The sequence below is a fragment of the Inquilinus sp. CA228 genome (assembly GCF_052078665.1).
In the GTDB taxonomy this organism is placed as follows: Bacteria; Pseudomonadota; Alphaproteobacteria; order DSM-16000; family Inquilinaceae; genus Inquilinus.
Genome location: NZ_JBQJIK010000026.1, coordinates 59,856 through 79,893 on the forward strand (window position 1 = coordinate 59,856; position 20,038 = coordinate 79,893).

Here is a 20,038-nt window from a genome sequence, read left to right on the forward strand (position 1 = left end):
CCTACGCCACCAGATGATCCCGATACCGCTTCCGCAGCTCGCTCTTCAGCAGCTTGCCGGTGGCGGTGTGCGGCAGCTCGTCGACGAACACCACGTCGTCCGGCCGCCACCATTTCGCGACCTTGCCGTCGAACCACGCCAGGATCTCTTCCTTGGTCGGGGCGGCGCCTTCGGCCGGCACCGCGATCAGCACCGGCCGCTCGTCCCATTTCGGGTGGCGGGCGCCGATCACCGCGGCCTCGCGCAGCTTCGGATGGCCGACGGCGATGTTCTCCAGCGCGATCGAGCTGATCCACTCGCCGCCCGACTTGATCACGTCCTTGGCGCGGTCGACGATCTCGACATAGCCGCTGCCGTCGATGGTGGCGACGTCGCCGGTGCGGAACCAGCCATCCGGGGTGAAGGCGGGGTCGTCGTCGCGGCCGAAATAGGCGGCGGCAACCCAGGGGCCGCGCACCAGGATCTCGCCGAAGGCGACGCCGTCCGCCGGCACGTCGCGGCTTTCGGCGTCGGTGATGCGCAGCCGGATCCCCGGGATCGGCCGGCCCTGCTTGCGCTTCAGCGCCAGCCTTTCGGCCTCGTCCAGGCCCTGCGTCTCCGGCTTCGGCGCGTTGAGCAGGCCGATCGGGCTGGTCTCGGTCATGCCCCAGGCATGGCCGATCTCGACGCCGTAATCGCGCTCGAACGCCTCGATCATCGGCAGCGGGCAGGCCGAGCCGCCGATCACCAGCCGCGGCGGGCGGGCGAAGCGGCTGCCGCTCTCGCGCAGATGGGCCAGCAGGCTGAGCCAGATCGTCGGCACGCCGGCCGAGAAGGTCACGCCGGTCGCCTCGATCAGCCGGTACAGCGACGCGCCGTCCAGCCGCGGCCCCGGCAGCACCAGCGACGCCCCGGCCAGCGGTGCGACGAAAGGGATGCCCCAGGCGTTGACATGGAACATCGGCACCACCGGCATGGCGGTGTCGGTGGCGCGCAGCCCGAAGGCGTCCGGCTGGTTGGCGGCGTAGGCGTGCAGCACGGTCGAGCGGTGCGAAGACAGCACGCCCTTCGGCTCGCCGGTGGTGCCGGAAGAGTAGCAGAGGAAGGCGGCCGTGTTCTCGTCCAGCACCGGCCAGTCGAAGGTGTCGGCATGGCCGGCGATCAGCGCCTCGTAGTCCAGGATCTCGAAGCGGGCGGCGAGGGCGGGCGGCACCGGGTCGGCCGGCGGTTCCAGCAGCACCAGGGTCTTCAGGACCGCCGGCAGCCGGTCGCCGATCCCGGCCAGGACGGGCAGGAACATCGGGTCGAGGAACAGGTGGGTGTCGCCGGCATCGGCCAGGATGTAGGCGATCTGGCCCGGGAACAGCCGCGGATTGACCGTGTGGCACACCGCGCCGATGCCGCTGACGCCGTAATACAGCTCGAGATGCCGGTGGTCGTTCCAGGCCAGCGTCGCCAGCCGCTCGCCCTGCGCCACGCCACGCCCGGCCAGGGCGTTCGCCAGCCGGGCGGTGCGGGCGGCGATCTCCGGATAGGAATGGGTGACGGTGCTGCCGTCGCGGCGCTGGGTGACGATCCGCGCCTCCCGGTGCAGCCGCGCCGCATGGTCCAGCAGCGCTCCGATCTGCAAGGGTTCGTGCTGCATCCGGCCGAGCATCGTGTCCTCCCCCTCGTCGCGGCGGGGCCTCTGTCGCTGCGAGGGCCGCCTTTCACCAGAGGATAACGGGAAAGCCGGCCGCAGCCACAGCGAAAACCGGGAGAAAGCCGCCGCTTGACATGTATATACAGGCATGGACACCCTTGGCTGAAACTGCGGCGGCACGGACCGCGCGGTTGTCTCCAGGGAGGGCAAAGTCTAAGAACCGCAACAGTCGCGCGGCACCGCAATGCCGTGCGGTCGACAAAGATCAGGGATGTGGAGGCACGTGATGCGGGTTCTGGGAGCGTTCGTTGCCGGCCTGTTGGCCGTGGGGACCTTGGCCGCCGCGCCGCAGGGGTACGCGGCCGATCTGCTGAGCCAGGTGAAATCCTCCGGCGAGCTGGTGGTCGGCACCGAGATGCAGTTCGCGCCGTTCGATTTCTCCGAGGATGGCGAGCACAAGGGGCTGAACGTCGAGGTCTTCACCGAGATCGGCAAGGAGCTCGGGGTCAAGATCAGCTTCGTCGACCTGCCCTGGGACAGCGTCCTGCCGGGGCTCGAGGCCGGCAAATTCCAGGTCGTCGCCGGGCCGGTGACGATCACCAAGGCGCGGATGGAGCGCTACCGCTTCACCTCGCCGATCGCCGACGCCTCGGTCGCGCTGCTGAAGCGCGCCGGCGACAGCTCGGTGGCGAAGCCCGAGGACATCGCCGGCAAGGTGGTCGGCGCCGGCAAGGCCTCCTCGCAGCTCGAGCAGCTCAAGGCCTATGTGGCGACCCTGCCGGGCGGCGCCGAGGTCCGCGAATATGTCGACAACAACCAGGCCTATGCCGATCTCGCGGCCGGCCGGATCGTCGCCGTCGGCAACTCGCTGCCGAACATCGCCTATGTCGCGGAGCAGCGGTCGGAGACCTTCGAGGTCGTGCTGCCGCCCTTCGGCAAGAAGGTCTATTTCGGCTATCTCGGCCGCAAGGACGCCGACACCGCGCCGCTGCTCGACGCGATCGACGCCGCCCTCGCCAAGATGAAGGCCGACGGCCGCCTCGCCGCGATCCAGAAGAAGTGGTTCGGGGTCGAGATGGACGTGCCCGCCACGGTGACCGACCCGAACGTCTGACCGGGGCCACCCCTCCACCGGTTCGCCTGAGAGGTTGCCCTGTTCAGCACGGCCGTCATCCTGAAGAGCCTGCCGCTGCTGCTGAAGGGCGCGGGCACGACCCTCTGGGTCTCGGCCGTGTCGCTCGGGCTCGGCTTCCTGCTCGCGGTCGGCATCTGCCTGCTGCGGCTGTCGCACCGGCCCGGGCCGCGCCGGGCCGGCACGCTCTACGTCAGCTTCTTCCGCGGCGTGCCGCTGCTGGTGCAGCTGCTGCTGGTGTTCTACCTGCTGCCCTTCATCGGCATCGACGTGCCGCCGCTGGTCGCGGCGATCGCGGCGCTCGCGCTCTGCACCGCGGCCTATATGGCGGAGATCCTGCGCGGCGGCTTCCTCGGCGTGCCCGAGGGCCAGCTGGAGGCGGCGCGGCTGCTCGGCTTCCGGCCGTTGCAGGTGCTCTGGCGCATCCGCGTGCCGCTGGCGCTGCGCCTGACCATGCCGGCGCTGGTCAATGAGTGCACCATGATCCTGAAGGCGTCGTCGCTGATCTCGGTGGTCGGGGTGGCGGAGCTGACCCGGGTCAGCCAGAACATCGTCGCCACCAGCTACCGGCCGCTTGAGATCTATCTCGCCGGCGGCATGCTCTACCTGGTGCTGAACCTCGCTCTGTCCGGCCTCGGCGTATGGCTGCAGCGGCGGCTGGGGGCCGGGCGATGAGCTTCGATCCCGCCATCATCCTCGACCGCTGGGACGAGGTCCTGTCCGGCCTTGGCGTCACCCTCGGCACCTGGATCGTGGGCGTCGTCATCGGCCTCGTCCTCGGCTTCGTCCTGGCGCTGATGCAGCGCGGCCTCGGCCGGGGCGTCCGCGCCGCGGTCCGGGTGGTGATCGAGGTGGTCCGCGGCACGCCCTTCCTGGTGCAGCTCTTCATCCTCTATTACGGCGGCCCCAGCTTCGGCCTGGTGCTCGACCCGATCGAGGCCGGGCTGCTGGGCCTCGGCCTCTATGCCGGCGCCTATTTCGCCGAGATCTTCCGCGCCGGCTTCGAGTCCGTGCCCAAGGGCCAGGTCGAGGCCGCCGCCTGCCTCGGCATGGGCCGGGTCACCATCCTGGCGCGGATCGTGCTGCCGCAGATGCTGGTGGTGATCCTGCCGGCCCTGGTCAATATGGTCATCCTCCTCAGCAAGGAGACTGCGATCCTGTCGATCGTCACCATTCCCGAGCTGACCTTCGTCATCCGCGGCATCGGCGCCGAGACCTTCGCCTTCGTCGAGACGACGCTGGCCCTGGCGCTGATCTACTGGGCCCTGGTCGAGGTCGCCGCCGGCTTCGGCCGCTGGGCCGAGCGCCGGGTCGGCCGCTTCCTGGCACCGGCGTGAGCGGGGGGAAACGATGTCCCAACGTGCCCTGATCCAGCTCAGCGGCGTCACCAAGCAGTTCGGGGCGACCCAGGTGCTCAAGGGCGTCGATCTCGAGATCGACCAGTCCGAGGTGGTCTGCATCGTCGGCCCCTCCGGCTCGGGCAAGAGCACGCTGCTGCGCTGCATGGTCTTCCTCGAGGAGCACGATGCCGGCGAGATCCGCATCGATGGCGAGCCGATCGGCTTCACCACCGGCAAGGACGGTAGGCGCCGGCGCATGGGCGAGGCCGGCATCCGCAAGGCGCGGCGCAATGTCGGCATGGTGTTCCAGCAGTTCAACCTGTGGCCGCACATGACCGCGCTCGGCAATGTCGCCGAGGCGCTGGTCCGCGTCCGCCGGCTGCCCCGGGCGGAGGCGCAGCGGAAGGCCCAGGCCGCGCTCGACCGGGTCGGGCTGGCCGGCAAGGGCGGCTCCTACCCGTCGCAGCTCTCCGGCGGCCAGCAGCAGCGCGTGGCGATCGCCCGGGCGCTGGCGATGGAGCCGGAGATCATGCTGTTCGACGAGCCGACCTCCTCGCTCGACCCGGAGCTGGTCGGCGAGGTGCTGGAGGTGATGCGCGTGCTGGCCCGCGACGGCATGACCATGGTGGTGGTGACGCATGAGATGGGCTTCGCCGCCCAGGTCGCGACCTCCGTCGTGTTCGTCGACGAGGGCCGAATCCTGGCCAAGGGGCCGCCGCGGCAGATCTTCCTGGAGGACGGGCATCCCCGGATCCGCCAGTTCCTGGACAATTATCGCCAGCGCAACGCGTTCTGGCAGGATGTGCCGGCCGCCGCCGAAGCAGTGGGAGGATGACATGACCGACACGCAGGCCCTCGGCCTTCCGATCGTCGATTTCGCGCCGGTGGTCGCCGGCGACCCGGCGGGCACGGCACAGGCGGCGCAGCAGATCCACGCCGCCTGCACCCGGGTCGGTTTCTTCTACATTCGCAATCACGGCGTGCCGCAGGATGTGATCGAGACAGCGGTCGCCACCATGCGGCGCTTCTTCGACCTGCCGGTCGAGACCAAGCGCCAGGTCAAGGTCGACCAGCGCCACCGCGGCTTCCACGAGATCGGCGGCGCGCTGATGTACGGGGCGAAGAAGCCCGACTACAAGGAGTTCTTCTCGACCGGGCTGGAGCTGCCGGAGGACGACCCCGACGTGCTGGCCGGCCAGGCGCTGCGCGGGCCGAACAACTGGCCGTCCTTCATGCCCGAGGTGCAGCGCGACTTCTACCGCTACTACGAGGCGATCGGCGTCTGCGGCGCCCATCTGCTGCGGGCCGTGGCCCTCAGCCTCGGCATTGCGCCGGACTTCTTCGCCGAGCGCTACGCCAAGCGCATGCAGCGCACCCAGGCGGTGTTCTACCCGCCGCAGCCGGCCGATCTCGGCGCCGAGCAGTTCGGCGTGGCGCCGCACACCGATTATGGCTGCATCACCCTCTTGTGGCAGGACCAGACCGGCGGGCTGGAGGTCCAGCGCAAGGACGGGCAGTGGATCGACGCCGTGCCGGTCGACGGCACCTTCGTGATCAATGTCGGCGACCTCTTGGCCCGCTGGTCGAACGACCGCTTCGCCTCGACCCCGCACCGGGTGGTGAACCGCAGCGGCCGCAAGCGCCTGTCGATCGCCACCTTCTACGACCCGACCTACACCGCGGCGGTCGATCCGCGCGACCTGAACCTGGGGCAGGGGGCGGAACCGCACTACCCGCCGGTCGACGCCGGCGACTACATCGTCGGTCGGATCAACGATTCCTTCAAATACCGGCAAAAAGCCTGACATCCGACAACGCGCCCTGGACCGAATTGCGGTGACAGACTCACGGTGATCATGTTTGAATCACAGAATTGCGGTGCATGAATTGAGTGGCGTCCGGATGTGATCGGGGGGCCGTGATCGGCCGGACGCCAGAGCAGCGATAGTCCCGCTACCACCAACGAGTGGGGTGAGCGCCATGGGGGCACGGGCGTTTCGGATCGTTCTGGTGAAGCCGTCGCATTACGACGACGATGGCTATGTCATCCAATGGCGGCGCTCGACCATCCCGTCCAACAGCCTCGCCAGCGTGCACGGCCTGCTGACGGAATGTGCCGAGGAACGGGTGCTGGGCCCGGATGTCGATATCGACATCGAGGCCTATGACGAGTGCAACACCGTCGTCGATGTCGCCGCGATCACGCGCCGCATCCGAGAGGCGGGGGCCGGCTTCGTGGCGCTGGTCGGCGTGCAGTCGAACCAGTACCCCCGCGCGCTCGATCTGGCGCGCCGGTTCCGCGCGGCGGGCTTGCCGGTGGTGATCGGCGGCTTCCATGTCAGCGGCTGCATCTCGATGCTGCCGGAGCTGCCGCCCGACCTGCAGCAGGCGCTCGACCTCGGCATCAGCCTGTATGCGGGCGAAGGCGAAGGCCGCCTCGGCGCCCTGCTGCGCGACATCGATGCCGGGCAGGCCAAGCCGATCTACAACTACCTTGCCGACATGCCCGACATGGAGGCGGCGACGCTGCCGATCCTGCCGCGCGACGTGGTGCAGCGGATCGCCGGCCACTACACCAGCTTCGATGCGGGGCGCGGCTGCCCGTTCCAATGCTCGTTCTGCACCATCATCAATGTGCAGGGGCGGAAGTCGCGCTATCGCACGGCGGACGACGTCGAGGCGATCGTGCGCGCCAACGCGGCGCAGGGCGTCACGCGCTTCTTCGTCACCGACGACAATTTCGCCCGCAACCGCAACTGGGAGCCGATCCTCGACCGGCTGATCGAGCTGCGCGAGCAGCACCGCTTCAGAATCCGCCTGGTGCTGCAGGTCGACACGCTGTGCCACCGCATCCCGGGCTTCATCGAGAAGGCGGCGCGCGCCGGCTGCAACGCCGTCTTCATCGGGCTCGAGAACATCAACCCGGAATCGCTGCTCAACACCAAGAAGCGCCAGAACAAGATCTGGGAATACCGCGAGATGCTGCAGGCCTGGCGCAACCAGAAGGTGATGACCTGGGCCGGCTACATCCTCGGCTTCCCGACCGACACGCCGCAGACCATCGCCCGCGACATCGAGATCATCAAGCGCGAGCTGCCGATCGACATCCTCGAATTCTTCTGCCTGACGCCGCTGCCCGGCTCGGAGGACCACAAGAACCTGTATCTCAAGCAGGTGCCGATGGACCCGGACATGAACAAATACGACCTCGAACATGTCTGCACCGGGCATGCGATGATGTCGAAGGAGGAGTGGAACGGCGTCTATCGCGATGCCTGGGCCCGCTATTACACCGACGCCCATGTCGAGACCGTGTTGCGGCGCGCCGCGGTCAGCGGCCTCAGCCTCAAGAAGATCGCCGACATCCTCACCGTGTTCTCCGGCGCGTCGCGGATCGAGGGCGTGCATCCGCTCCAGTTCGGCTATGCCCGCCGCAAGCTGCGGACCCAGCGGCGGCACGGCCTGCCGATCGAGAACCCGCTGATCTTCTATCCCCGCCGCGCCGCCGAATTCGTCAAGGTGGCCGCGCAGTGGCTCACCCTCCTCCGGCGCTACCGCGTCATCATGAAGCGGGTGCAGACCGATCCGGCGGCTTCGGCTTACACGGACGAGGCGCTGCGGCCGCCCGCGGCGGACCATGCGGTGGATGATTTCGTCAAGATGTTCGCCGACAAGATCCCGCACACCCACGGCGCCCCGGTGCTGCAGGCGACGGCGGGAGGCTGAGCGGGGGACTCACGCTCCCGCGTCCCAGGCGCCGGTTCCCCAGAACGCGTCGATCCGCTCCAGCCAGGGCGCCAGGTCGTGGCCGTTCTTCTGCAGCCAGCCGGCGTCGTGATAGGTGCAGGCGTAGCGGTCGCCGCCGTCGCACAACAGTGTGATGACGGAACCCTGGCGGCCATCGCGCAGCATCTCGGCGATCACGGTGATGGCGCCGATCAGGTTGGTGCCGGTCGATCCGCCGATGCGGCGGCCCAGCACGCCGGAGAAGAAGCGCAGCGCGGCGAAGCTGGCGGCGTCCGGTACCTCCTGCATGCGGTCGACCACGTCCGGCTGGAACGACGGTTCCACCCGCGGCCGGCCGATGCCCTCGATGCGCGAGCCGCGCGCGGCGGTGATCGCCGGGTCGCGGTCGCGCCAGAACCGGGCGAAGACCGAGTTCTCGGGGTCGACCACCAGCAGCCGGGTGTGGTGCCGGCGATAGCGGATGTAGCGGCCGATGGTGGCCGAGGTGCCGCCGGTGCCGGCGCCGATCACCACCCAGTCCGGCACCGGATGCGGCTCCTGCGCCATCTGGGCGAAGATCGCCTCGGCGATATTGTTGTTGCCGCGCCAGTCGGTCGCCCGCTCGGCATAGGTGAACTGGTCCATGTAGTGGCCGCCGGTCTCGGCCGCCAGGCGCCGGGATTCGGCGTATACCGTGCCGGGGTCCTCGACCAGGTGGCAGCGCCCGCCCTGGAACTCGATTAGCGCGATCTTCTCGGGCGAGGTCGACCGCGGCATCACCGCGACGAAGGGCAGGCCCAGCAGCCGGGCGAAATAGGCCTCGGAGATCGCGGTCGAGCCGGAGGACGCCTCGATGATCGTGGTGTCCTCGGCGATCCAGCCGTTGCACAGCCCGTACAGGAACAGCGACCGCGCCAGCCGATGCTTCAGGCTGCCGGACGGGTGGGTGGACTCGTCCTTGAGGTAGAGGGTGATGCCGGGCGCGCCGGGCAGGGCGAGCGGGATCAGATGGGTGTCGGCGGAGCGGTTGAAATCCGCTTCGATGGTGCGGATGGCGTCGTCCACCCAGGCGCGGGACATGGCGGTCTTCGGTTGTGGCGTTCGGCGGCGGGCCGTTGGCCTTACCGCGTATCATGCCCCGGTCGGGGCCGCCAGGGATCTGGTGAGGGCAAGCCTCTGCCCGCATCCACGCAAAAACAAGCCGCGGGGGACCGCGGCTTGGTTGAGGTCGTTAGGAAGCGGAAGGGTGCAGAAGGTACTGCACGAAGAACTATACCATAAATTCAGCAAGTGTGGAGTGTTTTTCTAAAGGATCGGCGCGAGGTCATTGATCGGCCAAAGAAATTTGCCATACAATTCGGCTTGTATTTCGTCATCAATACTATAGGCGCCGAAGTTGATGTTACGCCGCGAGTTTTCTTCCTAGGGCACTGATTCGGAACGAATTTGCGGAGTCGGTTTCGGCACCGGCACGGTCAAAATGGTGCGGGTTCCGCCGTTCCGGTCGATGGTCAGGGTGCCGTCCAGGCGGCGGACCATGGCCTCGACCAGGGTCATGCCGAAGCCGCGCCGGCTGCCGTCGTCGGGCCGGCCGTCATCGACGATGGTCAGGGTCAGGCTGTCGTCGTCGGTGCGCTGCAGCGACACCGCGATGCGGCCGCCGCGGCCGTCGCGGAAGCCGTGCTTCAGGCTGTTGGTCACCAGCTCGTTGACGATCAGGCCGAGATGGATGGCGTTGTCCAGCGGGATCTGCTGCCGCGGCGCCTCGACCTCCAGCGCCACCGGGCCGGTGCTGGTGGCGAAGGCGGATTGCAGATGGGCGCAGAGCTCCTGGACATAGCCGCCGGCGTCGATATGGGACAGGTCGTCCGAATGGTACAGCTTCTGATGCACCAGGCTGAGCGACTGGATGCGATGGCCGACCACCGCCAGCTCCTCCCGTACCGCCGGCTCGGTGGCGCGCGAGGCCTGCAGGTTGAGCAGGCTGGAGATGATCTGCAGGTTGTTGTTGACGCGGTGATGCACCTCCCGCATCAGCACGTCCTTCTCCTCCAGGCTGGCGCGCAGGGCCCGCTCGACCTCGCGCAGCTGGGCGTTGGCGGCGATCAGCTGCTCCTCGCGCTGGCGCAGCTCGGTCAGGCTGGCGATCTGCTCCACGGTCTGCCGGTGCACCTCTTCGAAGGGATCGACGCCAGTCTCGTCCGCCAGCGCCGCCATGGTCCGGTGCGCCAGCGCGGTCGGCTCGCGGCCGGCGCCGGCCGGCAGCTCCTTGCGCATCACCAGCCGGACCACGCCGCGGGCGTGGCGCAGCTCGACCGAATCCATCAGGGCCCGCACCGCCGCGGTGTCCAGGCGCGGCCGCTGCGGCTGCCCCTGGCCCAGCGGCCGGCGCGGCGCGGCCAGCACGATCTCCAGGGCCATCGGCGGGCCGGCGGTGACCAGCAGCGACAGGTTGGCCTGCTCGAAGCGCGCCAGGAAGCTGCGGGTCATGGCCGAGGCGGCGGCGACGATGCGCACCCGGTCGCGGCCGTCGAAGCCCAGCTCGGTCGCCACCAGCCGGACACGCTGCCGGGCCGCGATCACGTCGCGCTCCTCGCGGGTGTCGATGGCGGTGATCAGGGCGGTGGTCATGACGGAGCCGCCGCTCGACCCGGTCGCCATCCCGGCGTCAGGCCGTCGCGAGCGGCGGATGCATCGCCAGCGCCTGGCCGATCACCGAGACCAGGGCCTCGGGCTTGAACGGCTTGGTGACGACGAAGGTCGGCTCCAGCCGCTCGCCGGTCAGCAGCCGCTCGGGGAAGCCGGTGACGAAGACCACCGGCACCGAGATGCCGCGCAGGATGTCCTGCACCGCCTCGATGCCGCTGTCGCCGCCCTTGAGCTGGATGTCGGCCAGCACGATGTGCGGCGACTCGCGCTTCGCCAGGGCGACCGCCGCGGCATGGTCGGCGGCGGTGCCGCAGACGGTGTGGCCCATCTCCTCGACGATGCGGGCGATGTCCATGGCGATCAACGGCTCGTCCTCGACGATCAGGATCCGGGCCGGGTGCTGGCGCTGCATCTCCTTGCGGGCGGCGTCCAGCAGGTCGCGCACCTCCGCCTCCGGCAGGTGCAGGATGAAGCCGACATCGGCGAAGGAGAAGCCCTCGAGCGACACCAGCAGCAGCACCTGGCGCTGCGTCGGCGTCAGCTGCGACAGCCGGGCCTCGACCGGCACCAGCCCCTCCAGCGGTGCCGCGGCGCCGTCCTCGTCGGTGGCGTGCAGCAGGGTGCAGACGTCGTGGAACACGGCGAAGATCTGGACCCGCAGGTTGCCGTCCGCCGGGATCCGCTGGGGTTCGTCCAGGATCGCCTCCAGGAACACCCGCATGTACTGGTCGCCCCGCTCCTGCGACCCGACCAGGGCCCGGGCATAGCGCCGCAGGTAGGGCAGGTGCTTCAGGATCTCTTGCGAAGTGCCGGTCATCGCGTCCACCTTACGAATTCGGAAGGGCTTGCCCGTCCAGCGCTATGCTTAGCGGCCGTCGCCGCGGATCGCAATCCGTTCCAATGCCGCAGAACCCGTTCGCGGGCAAGGGGTGGTACAGGAACTTCCATCCCGGTCGGGGATTGGTAATGTAGCGCACCACCACTGGCCGAAGCAGAGCGGGATCGAGCGTTGATGAATCGACGGCGCGGCGAGAAAACGCGAAGGCGGGAAGCGGGGGCGCGGCCGGCCGACTCCAGCCGTCCGGCACCGGACCGCCTGAAGCGGCCGCCGCAATTCGACAACTGGCTCTCGCAGCAGCTCCGATCGCTGTACGATCCGGTGCTGGAGGAGCCGTTGCCTGACGACCTGATGAAGATGCTCGAGGACGGCGCCAAGGGCGCCGACAAGCCGAAGGAGGACAAGGATCGCTGACCGAAACAGGCCGGGCGGAGGGCGGAAGGGCCGAATTTCTGCCTCATTCGGTGCCGACAGTTCCGGCCACACTGCCATCGATCCCGCGTGGGCGGCCCTGCCGTCGGCGTCAACAAGGAGGGGAATGTGCCATTCGACTTTCACGCCGAGTTGACCAAGGCGATCCCGCATCTGCGGGCCTTCGCCCGTTCGCTCAGCGGTGATGCGGATCGCGCCGATGATCTGGTCCAGGACGCGATCCTTCGCGCGCTCCGGGCCGAGAGCCAGTTCACGCCGGGCACCAACTTCCGGGCCTGGATCTTCACGATCCTGCGCAACCAGTACGTCAACCAACTGCGGCGCCGCAAATTCGTGGCCGAGCCGAAGGACGGGGTCGATCTTGACCTCCTCTGGGTGCCGCCGTCGCAGGATTCGAAGCTGGAGTTCCAGGATTTCCGCCGGGCGCTGATGATGCTGACGCCCGACCAGCGCGAGATCCTGCTGATGGTCGGGGCCAGCGGCTTCAGCTACGAGGAAGCGGCGGAGATCTGCAACTGCGCCGTCGGCACGGTGAAGAGCCGCCTGTCCCGGGCCCGGCGCGAGCTGTCGAGGCTGCTCAGCGCGGGGCGAGGATTGGCGAGACGAGGCGACTTCGCAGGCGAGCGGCGCGGACGCGGAACCGCCGCGGCGCCGGCGAAAATGACAGCCCCTCGTCTCGCCGTGCAGCCCGCGTCGCGGCGGACGGCGTAGCGGTCGTCCCGAAATAGATTTGTTGCGGTGAAGCGGGCGGCCTCCGGGCCGCCCGATCCGTTTCAGTTTCAGCCCCGCTTCCCCGACTCGCGCGCGGTCATCTCGCCGACGATCGGGCTGGTCGCCGGGCGGTTGACGAAGGGTTCGCGCGCCTCCGCCGGCAGGGCCTGGCGGCGGGTCATGCGCCAGGCGGTGAAGAGCGCGGTGACGGTGGCGATGGCGGCGCCGTGCAGGAACAGCCCCTGCGGCCCGACCCAGCCCATCACGCTCGAGGCCACCAGCGGCCCGGCGCAGGCGCCGACGCCCCAGCACAGCAGCAGGCTGCTCGACAGCGCCACGGCGGTGCCGCGCGGCGCCAGGTCGTTGGCATGCGCGACGCAGATGCCGTAGGTCGAGATCGAGGCCGCGCCCCACAGGCCGAACAGCACCGCCAGCAGCCAGTCGGAGTCCGGCCGCGCCAGGGCCAGGGCCAGCGACACCAGGATGGTGACGACGCTGGCGCCGAGCATGACGCTGCGCCGGTCGATCCGGTCGGACAGCCGGCCCAGCGGCCATTGCGCCAGCAGGTTGCCGACCTGGGACATCGCCGGGATGGCGCCGGCCAGGCCGACGGTGAGCCCGACCTGCAGCCCCCAGATCGGGCCGATCGAGGCGACGGCGCTGTTGATCAGCCCGCTGGAGACGCAGCCGATCACCGCGGCCGGCGCGATCCGGTACAGCTGGCGCAGCGGCAGGGTGCGGATGGCGGCGATCGACGGGGTGGGGGCCCGGGTCATCGCCACCGGGATCAGCGACATCGAGTAGAAGGCCGAGGCGATCATGAACAGCCCCAGCACCACCGGCCCGCCGGTGACCAGCAGCACGAACTGGCCGCCGACCAGCGCCACCTTCTGGACGATGGTGTAGACCGAGAACACCCGGCCGCGATGGGCGTTCGGCGTCATCTCGTTCAGCCAGCTCTCGGCCACGGTGAACAGCCCGGCGGAGCAGAAGCCGGTGACCAGGCGCAGCGCCATCCACCAGGCCGGGTCGGGGGCGAGGGTGAAGCTCAGCGCCGTCACCGAGGTGGCGGCGGCATAGGCGGCGAAGGCGCGGATGTGCCCGACCGCGCCGATGATCCGGGTCGACAGCACGCAGCCCAGCAGGAAGCTCAGCGAATGCGCCGTCGCCACCGCGCTGAAGGCCTGGATCGAATAGCCGGCCTGGGTCAGCGAGATCGGCAGGATGGTGACCAGGATGCCGTTGGCGATCTGCAGGACGGAGATGCCGAGGATGATGGCGGCGACGGGCAAATAGAGGGCGGTCATGATCCAGGCGGCGTCGGGCGTTTTTTGCAGCCAAGCGCGGCCCGGCAAGCCCTGTCAAACGGCGTGATCGAAGGGCAGCCCCGATTTGTCCGGCATGGTCCGAGGACGGGTTCCGGCCGGCGCACCATCGGGCTAGGGTGGCGGGCACAACCCTGGGAGGGGGCATGCGGGGGGTGGCTGCAACCGGATTCGGGCCGTGGAAGCTGCAGGTCGTGGTGGCGGCGGTGTTCGCCGTCATCGTCCTGGCGATCGCCGGCGGCCTGATCTGGTACAACCACGGCGAGGTGACGACGCTGGTCCGCGCCGATGCGGATACCCGCTTCGACCGGATCGTCGGCCGGGTGCGGGACGAGTTCCGCAACGGGCTGCACCTGGCCGATGTGGTGCTGGACACGGCCACGCTGACGATCGAGACCGACGTGCCGGAGGATCATCTGGGCGCGGTGATGCGCGGCACGCTGCGCGACCTGGAGCAGGTGCTGCCGGCCGCCACCGCTTTCTTCGTCGCCTGGGACGACGGCCGGTTCGTCCTGGCCCAGTCGCTGGCGACGGCGCATCTGCCGGAGGTGAAGGCCACGACCTTGCCCGGCGCGGCCTATGCGCTGCAATTCGTCGAACCCACCCTCGACGGTGCGGCCACGCGCTGGGTGGTGACCGATGCCGAGGGGCGGCCGATCGGCGAGCCGCAGGTGATGCCGACCCGTTTCGACCCGCGCACCAGGCCCTGGTACGCGCAGGCGGTGGCCGCCGGCGGGGCGATCATGACCGCCCCCTACCGCTTCGCCGCCATGGACCAGGTCGGCGTCAGCCTGGCGCGGAAGTCCCGCCTGGCGGACGGCGCCGTGTTCGGGATCGACATCGGCCTCGCGGTGCTCGACCGCACCCTGGCCGATCTGCGCAAGGAGCCGGAGCTCGAACTGGTGGTGTTCGACCGGTCCGGGGCGCTGATCGCCCATCCCGACGGCGTCCGCTACCGCACCGAGTTCCGCGAGGCCCGGGCAGAGCGCCTGCCGGCCCTGAGCGAGCTGGGGTCGCCGATCCTGGCCGAGATGTATCGCAGCTTCCGGTCCGTCGGCACCGGCCGGAACTTCACCGGCGAACTCGGCGGCCAATCCTATCTCGAACGCTTCGAGCCGATCGGCACAAGCATGCCCGATGTCGTGCTGGGGCTCGCCTATCCCTACGACCTTGTGGTCGGCCCGGCCGACCGCATCCGCTTCACCTCGCTCTTGATCGGCGTCGGCGCCACCATCCTGGCGCTCGGCATCGTCCTGGCCGCTTCGCGCGCCCTGGCGCGGCCGCTGCGCCGGGTGACCGGGGATCTGGGCCGGATCATGCGGTTCGACCTCCGCGGCGGCAGCCCGACCGGGTCGCGGATCGAGGAGATCCGGTCGCTCGCCTCGGCGATCGACGTGCTCGGCCTCACCCTGCGCAGCTTCGCCGCCTATGTCCCGGGCCAGATCGTCCGCGGCATCCTCGGCCGGACGCTGGTGCCCGGGCTGGGCGGGCGGCGCCAGCCGGTCACCGTGCTGTTCTCGGACGTCGCCGGCTTCACCGCCCTGGCCGAGGGCCTGCCGCCGGAGGAGCTGATGGAGCGCACCTCGCGCTATTTCGGCGCGCTGGGGGAGGAGCTGATCGCCGGCGGCGCCACCATCGACAAGTATATCGGCGACAGCGTCATGGCCTTCTGGAACGCGCCCGAGGACCAGCCAGACCATGTCCGCCTGGCCTGCCACGGCGCGCTCAGGGCCGCGGCGCGGATCGACCGGCTGAACGCCGAGTTCGAGGCCGAGGGCCGCTTGCCGATGCTGACCCGCTTCGGCCTGCACACCGGCGAGGCGGTGGTCGGCAATGTCGGCTCGGTCGACCGCATGAACTACACCGCGCTCGGCCACACCGTGAACGTGGCGGCGCGGCTCGAGGCGCTGAACAAGATCCACGGCACCACCATCCTGGTCAGCGAGGCGGTGCGGCAGGAGGCGGGCGAGGGGTTCGAATTCCGCTTCGTCGGCAACGAGGTGCCGCGCGGCGCCCGCGAGCCGGTGTCGATCTACAGCCTGGTCGGGCTGCGCGAGGGATCGGTCTCCTAAGGGTGAGGGCCGACATAGCGGGCCCGGGGGCGGATCAGCCGGGCCGCGGCATACTGCTCCATCACATGCGCCATCCAGCCGACGCTGCGGCCGAGGGCGAAGACCGCCAGCGGCGCCTCCGGCGGCAGGCCGATCAGCCGGGCCGCCAGCACCAGGGCGAAGTCCATGGTCGGGCGCTCGCCGGTCAGGTCGAACACGGTTTCGACCAGCGTGCGGGCGACCGCCAGCTCCGGCCCGTCCGGCAGGGTGGCGACGATGCGGTCCAGCAGGTGCTGGCCGCGCGGATCGCCCTCCGGGTAGAGGGTGTGGCCGAAGCCGGGCAGGTCTTCGCCATGCTGCAGCCGCTCGACCACCAGGCGGCGGGCATCGGCGGCGCCCAGCACCAGCTCCAGGAAGGTGCCGGTGCGGGCGCTCAGGCCGCCATGCAGCGGGCCGTTCAGCGCCGCCAGGCCGGCGGCGACCGCGGCATGTGGCGAGGCGCCGGTCGAGGCGGCGATGCGGGCGGCGAAGGTCGAGGCGGTCAGCTCGTGGTCGGCGCACAGCACCAGGGCGCGGCGCAGCAGGTCGGCGCCGGCGGGTGCCCTCCAGGCGTCCGCCAGCGCCTCATGCGCCGGCGCCGCGGTGGCCGGGCGCCGCAGCATCACCGCGGTCAGCCAGCGCAGCAGCCGCGCCCCGGTGCGCTGCAGCCCGGCGGCGGAGCGGGCGAGGGCGCGGTCATCCTCGACGCCGAGCGCCGGCAGCACCGCCATGGCCCGCTCCAGCGGCGGCAGGCCCGCGGCCTGATCGGCGATGCGCGCGGCGGCCGGCGGCAGCGGCGCCACCGGCGCGGCGAAGGGGTCGTCGGCGGCGATGGTCCACAGCAGACCGGCCACGCTCTCCAGAGTCGCGCTCTCGGCCAGCCGCACCGCGTCCCGGCCGCGGTAGTAGAGCCGCCCGCCGGCCACCAGCGTGATCGCCGATTCCAGCACCGGCTGGCCCCAGTAGAGCGGCGGCGGCGCCGTCTCCGGCTCCGATTTCCGTGCCAGGCGGCGGATGTCGGCGGCGGCGTAGCGGCGCTGGCGGCGGCCGGGCTCGGCGATCGAGCGGATCATGCCGCGGCTGACATAGGCGTAGAGCGTCGCCAGGCTGACCCCCAGCTCCGCCGCCGCCTCACTCGCCGACAGGGTAGGCTCCTGGATCATGGGAGGCCGACGCCTGCGTAGGTTGGGTTCGCGTCTTCGCGAACCCAACAGCCCGACATTCGGGATATTCGGCGGCATTGTCGGGTTCGCCGCCGGCGAATCCAACCTACGATGTGACGCATCATCCCAATACATTGATCGCATCTATCAAGATTGACAACCTATGCCCTTGGCTCGACCCTTTGTGCACCTGCGAAGAAGGAGGTCGAGATGACGACAGGACTGGACGGAATCGTCGCCGCCGAGACGGTGATGAGCCTGGTGGACGGGCAGCGCGGCGTGCTGGTGATCCGCGGCCTGCCGGTCGAGGAGGCGGCGCGGACGCTCGATTTCGAGGGCGTGCTGGCGCTGCTGTGGGACGGCTTCGCCGACACCGCCGATCTCAAGCCCCGGCTCGGCGCCGCCCGAGCCGCGGCCTTCCGCCATGTGCCGCGGCTGCTGCCGGCGGCGGCCGGGCTGCCGCCGATCGACGGGCTGCGGGCGATGATCGCCGGCCTGGCCGACGATGCGCCCAACAAAGAGGGGGACGGCACCCCGCTCGGCCTGGTCGCGGCGATGCCGGTGTTCCTGGCGGCGCTGGTGCGCCTGGCCCAGGGCAAGGCCCTGGTCGCCCCGGACCCGAAGGCCGGCCACGCTGCCGACCTGCTGCGCATGCTGGCGGGCAAGCCGGCCGACCCCAAGCTGGCCCGGGCGCTCGACGCCTATCTCGTGACCGTGTCCGACCACGGCCTGAACGCCTCCACCTTCGCCGCCCGGGTGGTGGCCTCGACCCTGGCCGGCGCGGTGGCCTCGGTCACCGCCGCGCTCTGCGCCCTCAAGGGCCCGCTGCACGGCGGCGCGCCGGGGCCGGTGCTGGACATGCTGGACGCTATCGGCATCGGCGCGGCCGCACCGGGCTGGATCAAGGCCGAACTTGCGGCCGGTCGCCGGCTGATGGGCTTCGGCCACCGCATCTACCGCACCCGCGACCCGCGCGCCGACGTGCTGAAATCGGTGGTGGCGGGCCTGTCCAGCCGGCGTATCGCCATGGCCGAGACGGTGGAGAAGGCGGCGCTGGTGGCGCTGCACCGGCACAGGCCGGACCGGCCGCTCGACACCAATGTCGAGTTCTACACCGCCCTGGTGCTCGACGCCGTCGGGCTCGACCGGTCGCTGTTCACCCCGGCCTTCGCCATCGGCCGCGTCGCCGGCTGGACCGCCCATATTCTGGAGCAGGAGCAGTCCGGCCGGCTGCTGCGGCCCGACAGCCGCTATGTCGGCCCGCAGCCCAGCCTGGCGGCGTAGCGGCTAGACGAACGCGAAGTCGCTGGCCACCAGCGCGGTACGGTCGACGCCGAGCAGGATCAGCTTGTCATCGGCGTCGAGCGTGATCACGGTGCCGTCCGCGCCATAGTCGGCGGCATGCGCCATGACCTCGGCGAAGCTGGCGAAGACATCGCGGTCGAACAGGATCACGTCGCCGCCCGCGCCGTCGAAATCGGTGACCACGTCGCGGCCGAAGCCGGGCTGGACCACCACGGTGTCCGCCCCGGCGCCGCCGGCGATGCGGTCGTCCCCGGCGCCGCCATAGATCCGGTCGCTGCCACTGCCGCCGGCGATGACATCATTGCCGTCGCCGCCGACCAGCCGGTCATCGCCGCCGAGACCGCCGAGCCGGTCGTCCCCGGCGCCGCCGCGCAGGGCGTTGGAAGCGGCATCGCCTTCGAGCCGGTCGGCGAAGGCGCTGCCGAGCAGATTCTCGATGCCGGAGTACGTGTCCCCGGCCGCGGCGCCGGTGTTGCCGGCCGGCCGGTCGAGGCTGGCCTGCACCCCGGCGAGGCTGGTGGCATAGCCGGCCGCATCGACGCCGTCGCCGCCATTCAGGCTGTCCGCGCCGGCACCACCCTCCAGCAGGTCGTCGCCGGCGCCGCCGCTCAAGGAATCGTCGCCGAGGCCGCCGGCCAGGTAGTCCTTGCCGGCACCGCCATCGGCGATGTCGTTCGCCGCGCCCAGCAGCAGCACGTCCGGCCCGGCGGTGCCGTCATGGGTCGGGCTGCCGTTCTCCTGCAGATAGACGTCGGAGCCGTCGTTGGTGTCGCCCGGCGCCAGCGCCTCGTCGGTGGCGATCACGGTGACGCTGCCGTCGGCCGTGGTGTCGGTGGCCAGCGCCCCGCTGACCGACTGGTCCCCGGTGGTGTCGTCGTCGACCACCAGCTGGCCGTCGACGAAATGCACGTGATAGCGCGGGCCGTCATATTCGGGATCGGCCCCGAGATAGACACTGGTCCCGGCATCGAGGTCGCGCAGATACCAGCCGTTCTGTCCTGAGCCCAGTTCGGTGTTGTACTGGTAGACGGCGTATTTCGCGTCATCGGTGACCGTGATGTGATAGGCGTCCTCGAGGGTGATCTCCTGGCCGGTCGCTGCCAGATAGAGGGAGGCGGGGTGAAGATACCCGGCAATGCCCAGATATCCCTCATAGACCCAGACCGCGGCGCCGTTTGCCAACATGACCGGGGGGCCGTCAAACTGATAGGCGTCGCGGCCGACTCCGAGGTAGGCGGTGGTGCCGTTGGCCAGGTTCTTGACCATCGCGAAGACACTGTAGCCGTTGTAGGTGTCGGCCCAGGCCACCAGGCTGCCGTCGCCGGAGATGAGCGGGTTCTCGCGCAGGACGATGTCAAACTCCGGATCGCCGGAGACGCGGGTGTAGGCTTCGTCCGCCCCGACCACCAGGTTCAGGGTGGTGCGGTCGTCCGGCACGCCCGGGCCGCCGGCGCGCAGCACGATGGTGCCGGCCTCGGGGCCGGCATAGGCGTGCGACAGATGGATCGAATTGCTGCCCGGCTCCACCTGATAGAGCTGCAGCGGCGAGCCGTCGCCCCAGTTGACCACGAGCCGGGTGGCGCCGTTCAGGGCGACGTCGAGGCCCAGGGCCTGGCCGTCGGTCGGGTCGGGCGAATAGGCGACATTGGTGATGAGCGGCATCGGAACCCTCCGAGATGGGAATCGGGTTCACGTCCTCGCAGTCG

At 70.0% G+C, this 20,038-nt stretch carries 17 protein-coding genes; 10 read left to right on the top strand and 7 right to left on the bottom strand.

The features are described from left to right. Position 1 precedes the first annotated feature (1 nt). Positions 2-1,636: a long-chain-fatty-acid--CoA ligase gene (locus ACTOWL_RS15005; protein WP_441322047.1), complete on the bottom strand. Its 1,635-nt coding sequence runs from the start codon at positions 1,634-1,636 to the stop codon at positions 2-4. Positions 1,637-1,907: 271 nt separating this feature from the next. Here ACTOWL_RS15005 and ACTOWL_RS15010 point away from each other — a divergent pair, with 271 nt between their 5' ends. The 6 genes from ACTOWL_RS15010 to ACTOWL_RS15035 all read left to right on the top strand — a co-directional run bounded on the left by ACTOWL_RS15010 (position 1,908) and on the right by ACTOWL_RS15035 (position 7,819). Next, positions 1,908-2,735, top strand: coding sequence for a transporter substrate-binding domain-containing protein (locus tag ACTOWL_RS15010; RefSeq protein ID WP_441322048.1), 828 nt, complete (start codon positions 1,908-1,910; stop codon positions 2,733-2,735). A gap of 81 nt (positions 2,736-2,816) precedes the next feature. Next, a complete protein-coding gene (locus ACTOWL_RS15015) occupies positions 2,817-3,428 on the top strand; it encodes an amino acid ABC transporter permease (RefSeq protein WP_441322075.1) in 612 nt (203 codons plus the stop codon). Then, positions 3,425-4,090 carry an amino acid ABC transporter permease gene (locus tag ACTOWL_RS15020; protein ID WP_441322049.1) on the top strand — a complete coding sequence of 222 codons (666 nt, stop codon included), beginning with the start codon at positions 3,425-3,427 and terminating at the stop codon, positions 4,088-4,090. The genes ACTOWL_RS15015 and ACTOWL_RS15020 overlap by 4 nt, the downstream gene beginning before the upstream one ends. Before the next feature lie 13 nt (positions 4,091-4,103). Further along, a complete protein-coding gene (locus ACTOWL_RS15025; RefSeq protein WP_441322050.1) occupies positions 4,104-4,928 on the top strand; it encodes an amino acid ABC transporter ATP-binding protein in 825 nt (274 codons plus the stop codon). 1 nt (position 4,929) lies between these two features. After that, entirely contained in the window at positions 4,930-5,898 is a 969-nt protein-coding gene (locus tag ACTOWL_RS15030) for an isopenicillin N synthase family dioxygenase (protein ID WP_441322051.1), read from the top strand. A 205-nt stretch (positions 5,899-6,103) separates the two neighbouring features. After that, a complete protein-coding gene (locus ACTOWL_RS15035; RefSeq protein WP_441322052.1) occupies positions 6,104-7,819 on the top strand; it encodes a B12-binding domain-containing radical SAM protein in 1,716 nt (571 codons plus the stop codon). A gap of 9 nt (positions 7,820-7,828) precedes the next feature. On the opposite strand, the gene ACTOWL_RS15040 is transcribed toward ACTOWL_RS15035, so the two are convergent. The 3 genes from ACTOWL_RS15040 to ACTOWL_RS15050 all read right to left on the bottom strand — a co-directional run bounded on the left by ACTOWL_RS15040 (position 7,829) and on the right by ACTOWL_RS15050 (position 11,285). Continuing rightward, positions 7,829-8,899 carry a PLP-dependent cysteine synthase family protein gene (locus tag ACTOWL_RS15040; RefSeq protein ID WP_441322053.1) on the bottom strand — a complete coding sequence of 357 codons (1,071 nt, stop codon included), beginning with the start codon at positions 8,897-8,899 and terminating at the stop codon, positions 7,829-7,831. A gap of 342 nt (positions 8,900-9,241) precedes the next feature. After that, positions 9,242-10,450 carry a sensor histidine kinase gene (locus tag ACTOWL_RS15045; RefSeq protein WP_441322054.1) on the bottom strand — a complete coding sequence of 403 codons (1,209 nt, stop codon included), beginning with the start codon at positions 10,448-10,450 and terminating at the stop codon, positions 9,242-9,244. A gap of 37 nt (positions 10,451-10,487) precedes the next feature. Then, positions 10,488-11,285 carry a response regulator gene (locus ACTOWL_RS15050; protein ID WP_441322055.1) on the bottom strand — a complete coding sequence of 266 codons (798 nt, stop codon included), beginning with the start codon at positions 11,283-11,285 and terminating at the stop codon, positions 10,488-10,490. A 195-nt stretch (positions 11,286-11,480) separates the two neighbouring features. On the opposite strand from ACTOWL_RS15050, the gene ACTOWL_RS15055 reads away from it, so the two are divergent. Both ACTOWL_RS15055 and ACTOWL_RS15060 read left to right on the top strand, forming a co-directional pair. Then, positions 11,481-11,720 carry a NepR family anti-sigma factor gene (locus ACTOWL_RS15055; RefSeq protein ID WP_441322056.1) on the top strand — a complete coding sequence of 80 codons (240 nt, stop codon included), beginning with the start codon at positions 11,481-11,483 and terminating at the stop codon, positions 11,718-11,720. Positions 11,721-11,846: 126 nt separating this feature from the next. Beyond that, on the top strand, positions 11,847-12,449 hold the full coding sequence (locus ACTOWL_RS15060) for a sigma-70 family RNA polymerase sigma factor (RefSeq protein WP_441322057.1): 603 nt from the start codon (positions 11,847-11,849) through the stop codon (positions 12,447-12,449). A 68-nt stretch (positions 12,450-12,517) separates the two neighbouring features. Here the strand turns inward: ACTOWL_RS15060 and ACTOWL_RS15065 are convergent, their stop codons facing one another. Next, positions 12,518-13,756 (bottom strand): MFS transporter, encoded by a 1,239-nt coding sequence (locus ACTOWL_RS15065; protein ID WP_441322058.1) that lies wholly within the window; start codon positions 13,754-13,756, stop codon positions 12,518-12,520. Positions 13,757-13,929: 173 nt separating this feature from the next. Here ACTOWL_RS15065 and ACTOWL_RS15070 point away from each other — a divergent pair, with 173 nt between their 5' ends. After that, a complete protein-coding gene (locus tag ACTOWL_RS15070; RefSeq protein ID WP_441322059.1) occupies positions 13,930-15,846 on the top strand; it encodes an adenylate/guanylate cyclase domain-containing protein in 1,917 nt (638 codons plus the stop codon). Here the strand turns inward: ACTOWL_RS15070 and ACTOWL_RS15075 are convergent. Then, a complete protein-coding gene (locus ACTOWL_RS15075; RefSeq protein WP_441322060.1) occupies positions 15,843-17,027 on the bottom strand; it encodes a citrate/2-methylcitrate synthase in 1,185 nt (394 codons plus the stop codon). The two genes, ACTOWL_RS15070 and ACTOWL_RS15075, sit on opposite strands and share 4 nt — an antisense overlap. Before the next feature lie 210 nt (positions 17,028-17,237). On the opposite strand from ACTOWL_RS15075, the gene ACTOWL_RS15080 reads away from it, so the two are divergent. Continuing rightward, the gene (locus ACTOWL_RS15080; RefSeq protein WP_441322061.1) at positions 17,238-18,311 is read left to right on the top strand and encodes a citrate synthase/methylcitrate synthase; all 1,074 of its coding nucleotides are present in this window, start codon (positions 17,238-17,240) and stop codon (positions 18,309-18,311) included. 3 nt (positions 18,312-18,314) lie between these two features. Here the strand turns inward: ACTOWL_RS15080 and ACTOWL_RS15085 are convergent, their stop codons facing one another. Beyond that, a complete protein-coding gene (locus ACTOWL_RS15085; protein ID WP_441322062.1) occupies positions 18,315-19,994 on the bottom strand; it encodes a calcium-binding protein in 1,680 nt (559 codons plus the stop codon). Positions 19,995-20,038 lie beyond the last annotated feature (44 nt).